Below are 7,195 nucleotides of genomic sequence, written 5' to 3'. Positions count from 1 at the left end.
CCGTGGTCCCTGCTGCTACCGACATCGTGTAATCGCCTTCGGCTGCGCTACGCGCAGAGCCCTAGTCTGAGCACCCAGGCCGCAGGCAAAGCGCGCCGCAGCGAAGCCGGGAAACCGAACCGTCGGCACTGGCGACGATGATGCCGCGCGCAGACCGACTAGGACGCGCGCGCAGCGCAGCCGTAGGCGTCCCACCACTGACCTCGTTGGAACGCTGTACCCGAGCCCTACATGGGGATCGTACAAGAGCCGGTTATCGGAGGCACTGGTTCTGAATCACTATGCGTAGCAGGCTCGAACGGGCACCCAAGCATCGCGAGACCAAAGCCGCTTGAAGACAAGAAGCGCATCGTTGATGGCCAGCCGCCAGGCGACGCGCTTTTCTGCTTACTCTTTTGTCGCTCGGACAAAAGAGTAAGTCGCCGGCTACGCCGGCGAAACAGCGGCGCCTGCCAAGAACGACGAGCCAGTCACCACCACAAAGCCCCCCCGGCGACGCCAGCGAAACAGCAGCGCCTGCCAAGCACGACAACCCCATCATCTCCCTCCAGCGAAGAGCAAAATTCAAGCGCAGCGTGAAATGCTGCAATGCAGGGAGGATTGCGCGACTTGCACCCGCGGCGCATAACCCCGCGCGTTATTGGTTGTCTTGTGAACATTCTTACCTATACTGCCCTCACCTCGGACCACTTCGTTGCGCGGCCGGGCTAGTTTGTGCGCCGCGCTGATGTCCGACTGAGCGCCGTCGACCGGCGCACGAGACAGGCGCGCCGGGGCTACAAAAATCGAAAAAGGAGCGTCCCATGCTCTCTGTCCCTCGTCTCTCCCGGCATGCCCTTTCCCTGCTGTTCCTGACCCTGGTTGTCTCCGCCGCGCACGGCGCCGAAGAGATCCAGGGCGGCGCGACCACCCCGGGATCGCCAATGTCCGGCGCGCTGCGTCCCGTCACCCAGGCACAGCTCGACGGCGCGCTGACCAACAGCAACGACTGGCTGCATTCCAACGGCTCGTACGGCCAGACGCGCTACTACGCCGGCAGCCAGATCAACACGAAGAATGTTGCCAGGCTGCGGCCCGCGTTCGTGTTCCAGACCGCCGTGATGGAGTCGATGGAGACCGCGCCGATCGTCGTCAACGGCGTGATGTTCCTCACCACGTCTTATAACCACGTCTACGCCATCGACGCGGTGACCGGCAAGGAGTTCTGGCACTACAAGCACAAGATGGGGCCGGTCACGACCTTCTGCTGCGGCCCGAACAACCGCGGCGTGGCGATCAGCGGCGACCGTCTCTACATGGGCACGCTCGATTCCAAGCTGGTCTCGCTCGATGCGAAGACCGGCAAGCTGCTCTGGGAGACGCAGATCGCCGATCCTGAACTGGGCTATTCGGAAACCATGGCGCCGGTCGTCATCGACGACAAGGTGCTGATCGGCACCAATGGCGGCGAATATGGCATCCGCGGCTTCGTCAAGGCGTTCGGCGCCAACGACGGCAAGCTCTTGTGGACCTTCTACACGATTCCCGAGAAGGGCCATGAAGGTGTCTGGGCCACCAAGGACGCGACCGGCCGCGACATGAAGCGCGATATCGCCGCCGAAAAGAAGATGCTGGCCGACAAGGGCGGCGGCTTCTACAAGACGCTGGGCGGCGGCGTGTGGATGGCGCCCGCCGTGGACCGCGCCAACAAGCTCGTGATCTTCGTCGTGGGCAACCCGTCGCCTGACTTGTACGGCGCCATCCGTCCGGGCGACAACCTGTACACGGACTCCATGGTCGCCATCGATCTCGACACCGGCGCCTACAAGTGGCACTCGCAATATATCGCCCATGACGTCTGGGACCTCGATGCGGTCAGCCCACCGATTCTGGTCGACGTGCGCGACGAGAAGGGTGCCATGATTCCCGGCGTGATCCACGGCGGCAAGACCGGTCACGTCTATGTGCATGACCGCCGCGACGGGCGCCTGATCCGCTTCTCGGAAGCCATGGTGCCGCAGGAAAACATGTGGACGCTGCCGACGCCGGCTGGCGCGCGCATGCTGCCCGGCGCCAATGGCGGCGTCGAATGGTCGCCGATGGCGTTCAACCCGAAGTTGCGCCTCGCCTATGCGGCCAACCTGCACCAGCCGATGACATACCAGGTTGAAGACGTGCCGTATCCCGGTGGCAAGCTGTGGCTCGGCGGCGCCTTCAAGACGATCCCGAGCGAGCAGCAGTGGGGCAAGCTGTCGGCCGTCAATATCGATACGGGCAAGGTGAAGTGGGACTTCAAGACCGATCAGCCGCTGATCGGAGGCGTGCTGGCCACCGCGGGCGGCCTGGTGTTCAACGGCGAGGGCAATGGCCTGTTCCGCGCCTTTGACGCGGCGACGGGCAAGAAGCTGTGGGAGTACCAGTGCGGTGCGGGTGTCAATGCGCCGGCGGTGTCCTACATGGTCGGCGGCAAGCAATACATCGCCGTCGCCGCGGGCGGCAATACGCAGATCGACTTCAAGCGCGGCAACAGCATCTTCGTCTTTGCAGTGCAATAACGCCCAACGCGGGCAACGCGTCATCTCATGCCTGATCCCAGCGCGCCGCAGCCTCCCGTCAGGGCTGCTGATGGCGCTGGGCCTGCTGCTGTGCGCCGGCGGCATGAGCGGCCTGGCCCGCGCGGACGCCGCCGCCGGACAAGCCAAGGCCCAGGTGTGCGTGACCTGCCACGGTCCGCAAGGCAACTCGACCGATCCGGCCCACCCGCAGCTGGCCGGCCAGAATTCCCGCTACATATACCTGCAGTTGCGCGACTTCAAGGAAGGCCGCCGCAGCAACTCGGATATGTCGCCAGTGGCCGCGAAACTCTCGCGCGAGGACATGCAGGACCTGGCCGACTATTTCGCTGCGCAGAAGCCGCTGCCTTCCACTTACAAGGTCGACGCCGCGCGCGTCGATGCGGGGCGCAAGAAAGCCGAGGAGGTGCTGTGTACCATGTGCCACCTTGGCGGGTTCTCGGGCCAGAACGAGATCCCGCGCGTGGCGGGGCAGCACTACGCCTATATCGTCAAGCAGCTCGAAGATTTCCGCGCCAGGCGGCGCACCAATGACGCGGGCAATATGACCAGCGTCTCGCGCAACCTGAGCGATGACGATATCCGCAACCTTGCCAGCTACGTCACGAACCTGAATTAGCGCTGCGGTGCAAGCCTGTCCTCTCGGATCGGGCCAAACTCCACCGGCACCCACTCATAGCCGGCCGTGTCCCGGCGCACGTGGCCAAGGCCCGGAAACGGCAGGTGCGCGCCGCCGACCCACAACCTGCCCTTTGCCGCATCGGCCAGGATCCGGTTGCGCGTGATCGCCGCGGCGTGGCTGTCGACATCGAACTCGATCGACACGGAAGGCCGGCGGAACTGCACCGCATGGTTGTGGACGATGTCGCCCCACAGCAGCAGGCTGTCCTTGCCCGAGGTAAACAGGTAGCCGGTATGCCCCGGCGTGTGGCCGTAGGCGGCTACCGTGCGCACACCCGGCACCGGCTCCGTAGCCGTGACCGCGTCAAAGGTGCGGAAGCGGCTGGCGGCCTGGTATGGCGCCACGGCATCGCGCGCCATGCCGAACAGCGCCTGGCTGTCCTTGCCGGCCGCGGCGGCGTTGGCATCGCCCAGCCAGTAGCTGGCGTCGGCCTTGTCGGCGTATACCGTGGCGTTGGGAAACACCGCCTGCCCGCCGGAAACGAGGCCGCAGGCATGGTCTCCGTGCAGGTGCGTAAGGAGCACGGTGTCGACCTGCGCCGGCTCGTAACCGGCCGCGCGCAGGTTGGTGACGACCTGGCCCAGCGTCGGCCCGAAGCAGCCCGCGGCGCCGGTATCGACCAGCACGAGATGGCTGCCGGTATTCACCACATAGGCATTGACAGCCGTCTGCATGCCGGGTGTCGATGCCACGAAACTGCGCGCCAGCAGGCGCTGCATTTCGCGCGCACTGGTGTACTTGAAGAGTTTCGGATCCAGGTCGATGTAGCCGTCGTAGAGTGCCGTCACCTCGAACTGGCCCACCATCATGCGGTAGTACCCCGGCGCCTGCGTCCTGACCTGCGCCGGCGGCGCGGCATGCGCGGCGGGCAAGATAGGTGGCAACAACGTGCCAACCAGGGCCGCCCCGGCAACGAGGGCACCGGCAAGTCGATGGGTCAAGGCATTCGGCAGCTTCATGTCACGCTCCTGTTTTGATTCGCGTTCTCGGGGCAAGCGGCTGGCATGGCCGGGCTGTCGCGGAAGTTTTGCCGCGGCAGCCAGCCGAACGCGTATCTTAAGGCGCGACAAGGGCCAGCGGTTAGCCCCAGTGCAAAAGCGTACCTACTTCTGCGTAAGTCAAACGGGGCCGATGGCCCCGTTGCAGGCGCAATCCGCGTTTCCGTTATTCAGGCTGGATATTCGCGGCCTTGATGATGCGGCCCCATTTGGCCGATTCCTGCTGCTGGAAGCGGGCCAGCTCCGCCGGCGTGCTCGTAAACACTTCCGTGCCGGTGCCCTGGTAGAAGCTCGCGGCGGTGTCGCTGCGCGCGGCCTTCACCAGCATGGCATTGAGCTTGTTGACCACCGCGGGCGGCGTGCCGGCCGGCGCGTACGCCGCGAACCAGTAGCTCATCTCATAGCCCTTGACACCCGCCTCGTCGATGGTCGGGACATCGGGCGCCAGTGGCGAGCGGGTCTTGCCCGATACCCCGAGCGCGCGCAGCTTGCCGCTCTTGACCTGCGGCAGGCCGGTGGCGGTATCGGTGATCATCATCTGGATCTGGTTGCCGAGCAGGTCGGTCACGGCCAGCGGGTTGCTCTTGTAAGGCACGTGCAGCAGCTCGACATGCGCCATCTGCTGGAACAGCTCGCCGGCGATGCGCGACGACGAACTGCCGCTGCCGAAGCTGAGCTTGCCTGGCTGCTTCTTCGCCAGCGCGATGAACTCGCCCACGGTCTTGGCCGGCACCTGCGGGTTCACGACCATGATCTGGCCGCCGCGGCCCAGCGCCGTCACCGGCGTGTAGTCCTTGACCGGGTCATACGGCAGCTTGTGGAACAGGTGCTCGTTGGCGGCGTGCGTGGTGTTGGTGGTGATCAGCACCGTATACCCGTCGGCGCTGGCCTTGGCGACATCGCTGGCGGCAATGAAGCCGTTGGCGCCGGGCTTGTTGTCCACCACCACGGTGACCTTGCTGTCCACGGTCACGGCCTGCCCGATCGCGCGGGCCAGCTGGTCGGTCGCGCTGCCGGCCGCAAATGGCACGACGAAGCGGATCGGCTTGTCGGGATACTCGGCGAGCGCCTGCGCCGCGGGCAGCGCGGACAGGGCGAATACGGCAGCGGTAAGGATCCTGTGGATACCAGGCATAAGTGTCTCCTGTTGAGGGGTCTTATCGGATGTAGAAGCGTGCAAGCTTGTGCTCAGGTGGCCGGCGCGGCCAGCCGCGGCGGCAACGGGATCTGCAACTGCAACACGCGGAACGACAGCGCCTTGCCATGCGCGTCGAGATTCAGGGCGTCGTTGACGCCGCCGTCGAGCACGCCGTCGATGACGAAGTTCATCGCCTGCAGCGACGGCACGAGATAGCGCGTGACAGCTGTCGGCTGGCGGTCGCGGAACAGCGCGCGCACGGCGTCCTCGGTCACGTGTTCGACCAGGTGACCGAAATCGCGGGCGTCATAGGCAATCACGCTGATGTTGGAACGGTTGCCCTTGTCGCCGGTGCGGCCGTGGGCGAACTGGTAGAGCGTTGCAGTGGCGGTCATATCGGGACTCCGCTCAGTCGATGAAGGTATGGCCCGGCGTCACCGCATCACGCGGGACCAGGCAGGACATTGCGTTAAGCCGCGCGCGCTGTGCCGTGCGCACGCCGCCGCCGCCCGCCGGGCCGCACGTATACAGCGCATTGACCTCGCGCAGCAGTGCCTGCGCGACCGCGGCGTCCTCATGCGCCAGCGCGGCGCGCAGGCGCACGTCCTCGGCGGCGGCTTCGTGCGGGCCCGGTTGCGCCAGCATCCGGCCGGCATCGTCGGCGAGCACGCTGAGCACGCCGATCAGGTCGAAGCGGATGGGCACGTCATGCCCGAGCAGCGCCATGCGCCAGCGCACGATATCCGCGGCCAGGCGCGCGCGCGCTGCCGCATTCGGGCCTGCGTAGGAGATCTCGCCTTCCGCCATCCAGCCGCCTTGGAAAAACAGGTTGGCCTTGAGCTGCTCCGGCCGCGCATGGCCGCGCACATTGCGCACCGCGACGCGATCGGGGCCGAGTTGCGCGACCGTCACCGCGCTGATATCGGCCACCACGTCAGGCGTCAGGTAGGCTGCGGGGTCGTGGACCTCGTACAGCAACTGCTCCTTGACCGTGCGCAGGTCCACGCAGCCGCCGGTACCTGCGGCCTTGAAGATCTCGATGGCGCCGGCTTCGTCCAACTGCGCGATCGGGAAGCCCACGGCATGGACGTCCGGCACGTCCTTCCTGCCGGGATCGGCGAAGTAGCCGCCGGTGACCTGCGCGCCGCACTCGAGCAGATGCCCTGCCATGGTGGCCGCCGCGAGCCGGTCCCAGTCCTGCCAGGACCAGCCGAAGTGCGCCATGGCCGGGCCCACCGCCAGCGCAGGATCCGCCACGCGGCCGCAGACCACCACCTGCGCACCAGCCTGCAGCGCATCGGCAATGCCGCGTGCGCCGATATACGCATTGGCGCAGACGAAGCGCGTCTCGGGAAAACCGGGCCCGACGATATCGCGCAACAGCGCGCGGCCTGCATCGTGCGACAGGTCATCGCCCTCCACCACGGCCACGCGCGGCGCCGGCAACCCAAGCTCCTGCGCAAGCTGGCGCACCCGCGCCGCCGCGCCGCGCGGATTGGCCGCGCCGAAGTTGCCGATGATCGGAATGCGATTGGCCAGGCAGAGTCCGAGCACGGGCGTCAGCAAGGCGTCGAGCAACGGCTCGTAGCCAGCCGCGGGGTCGCTGCGCCGGGCCAGCTGCGCCAGCGCCAGCGTGCGTTCGGCCAGCGTCTCGAAGATCAGCGCGGCGGGTCCGCCGGCCGCGATCAGGGTGCGCACGACGGGCAGGGCGGCATCGGTGCGGTCGCCGGAGAAGCCGGCGCCGGAGCCGATCAGCAAGGGAGCGGTCATGGTGTCTGGGGCGGTTGAATCGGTGTCCCAGGTCATTCTAGGGCCGCTTCAATCA

At 66.4% G+C, this 7,195-nt stretch carries 6 protein-coding genes; 2 read left to right on the top strand and 4 right to left on the bottom strand.

Features of this window, described 5'->3' with window-relative positions; genetic code table 11:
- Positions 1 to 803: 803 nt before the first annotated feature.
- Both AC3FNH_RS18715 and AC3FNH_RS18710 read left to right on the top strand, forming a co-directional pair.
- Positions 804 to 2,534 carry a pyrroloquinoline quinone-dependent dehydrogenase gene (locus tag AC3FNH_RS18715; RefSeq protein WP_488721141.1) on the top strand — a complete coding sequence of 577 codons (1,731 nt, stop codon included), beginning with the start codon at positions 804 to 806 and terminating at the stop codon, positions 2,532 to 2,534.
- 70 nt (positions 2,535 to 2,604) lie between these two features.
- On the top strand, positions 2,605 to 3,171 hold the full coding sequence (locus tag AC3FNH_RS18710) for a c-type cytochrome (protein WP_488721140.1): 567 nt from the start codon (positions 2,605 to 2,607) through the stop codon (positions 3,169 to 3,171).
- Here AC3FNH_RS18710 and AC3FNH_RS18705 read toward each other — a convergent pair.
- From AC3FNH_RS18705 to AC3FNH_RS18690, 4 genes are all read right to left on the bottom strand, one after another.
- Positions 3,168 to 4,193 (bottom strand): MBL fold metallo-hydrolase, encoded by a 1,026-nt coding sequence (locus AC3FNH_RS18705; RefSeq protein ID WP_488721139.1) that lies wholly within the window; start codon positions 4,191 to 4,193, stop codon positions 3,168 to 3,170. The two genes, AC3FNH_RS18710 and AC3FNH_RS18705, sit on opposite strands and share 4 nt — an antisense overlap.
- A gap of 205 nt (positions 4,194 to 4,398) precedes the next feature.
- Entirely contained in the window at positions 4,399 to 5,367 is a 969-nt protein-coding gene (locus tag AC3FNH_RS18700; protein ID WP_488721138.1) for a Bug family tripartite tricarboxylate transporter substrate binding protein, read from the bottom strand.
- A gap of 53 nt (positions 5,368 to 5,420) precedes the next feature.
- Positions 5,421 to 5,765, bottom strand: coding sequence for an AtuA-related protein (locus AC3FNH_RS18695; protein ID WP_276102674.1), 345 nt, complete (start codon positions 5,763 to 5,765; stop codon positions 5,421 to 5,423).
- Between the two features lie 13 nt (positions 5,766 to 5,778).
- The gene (locus AC3FNH_RS18690; protein WP_488721137.1) at positions 5,779 to 7,140 is read right to left on the bottom strand and encodes an acyclic terpene utilization AtuA family protein; all 1,362 of its coding nucleotides are present in this window, start codon (positions 7,138 to 7,140) and stop codon (positions 5,779 to 5,781) included.
- Positions 7,141 to 7,195 lie beyond the last annotated feature (55 nt).

Source organism: Cupriavidus sp. 22TCCZM01-5 (assembly GCF_057798915.1).
Note: the sequence above shows the minus strand (reverse complement) of the source record. Positions and strands in the feature narration are given on the sequence as shown.

Coding starts and splice junctions, on each gene's coding strand:
- AC3FNH_RS18715 (WP_488721141.1), top strand. CDS start 804: ATGCTCTCTGTCCCTCGTCTCTCCCGGCATGCCCTTTCCCTGCTGTTC.
- AC3FNH_RS18710 (WP_488721140.1), top strand. CDS start 2,605: ATGGCGCTGGGCCTGCTGCTGTGCGCCGGCGGCATGAGCGGCCTGGCC.
- AC3FNH_RS18705 (WP_488721139.1), bottom strand. CDS start 4,193: ATGAAGCTGCCGAATGCCTTGACCCATCGACTTGCCGGTGCCCTCGTT.
- AC3FNH_RS18700 (WP_488721138.1), bottom strand. CDS start 5,367: ATGCCTGGTATCCACAGGATCCTTACCGCTGCCGTATTCGCCCTGTCC.
- AC3FNH_RS18695 (WP_276102674.1), bottom strand. CDS start 5,765: ATGACCGCCACTGCAACGCTCTACCAGTTCGCCCACGGCCGCACCGGC.
- AC3FNH_RS18690 (WP_488721137.1), bottom strand. CDS start 7,140: ATGACCGCTCCCTTGCTGATCGGCTCCGGCGCCGGCTTCTCCGGCGAC.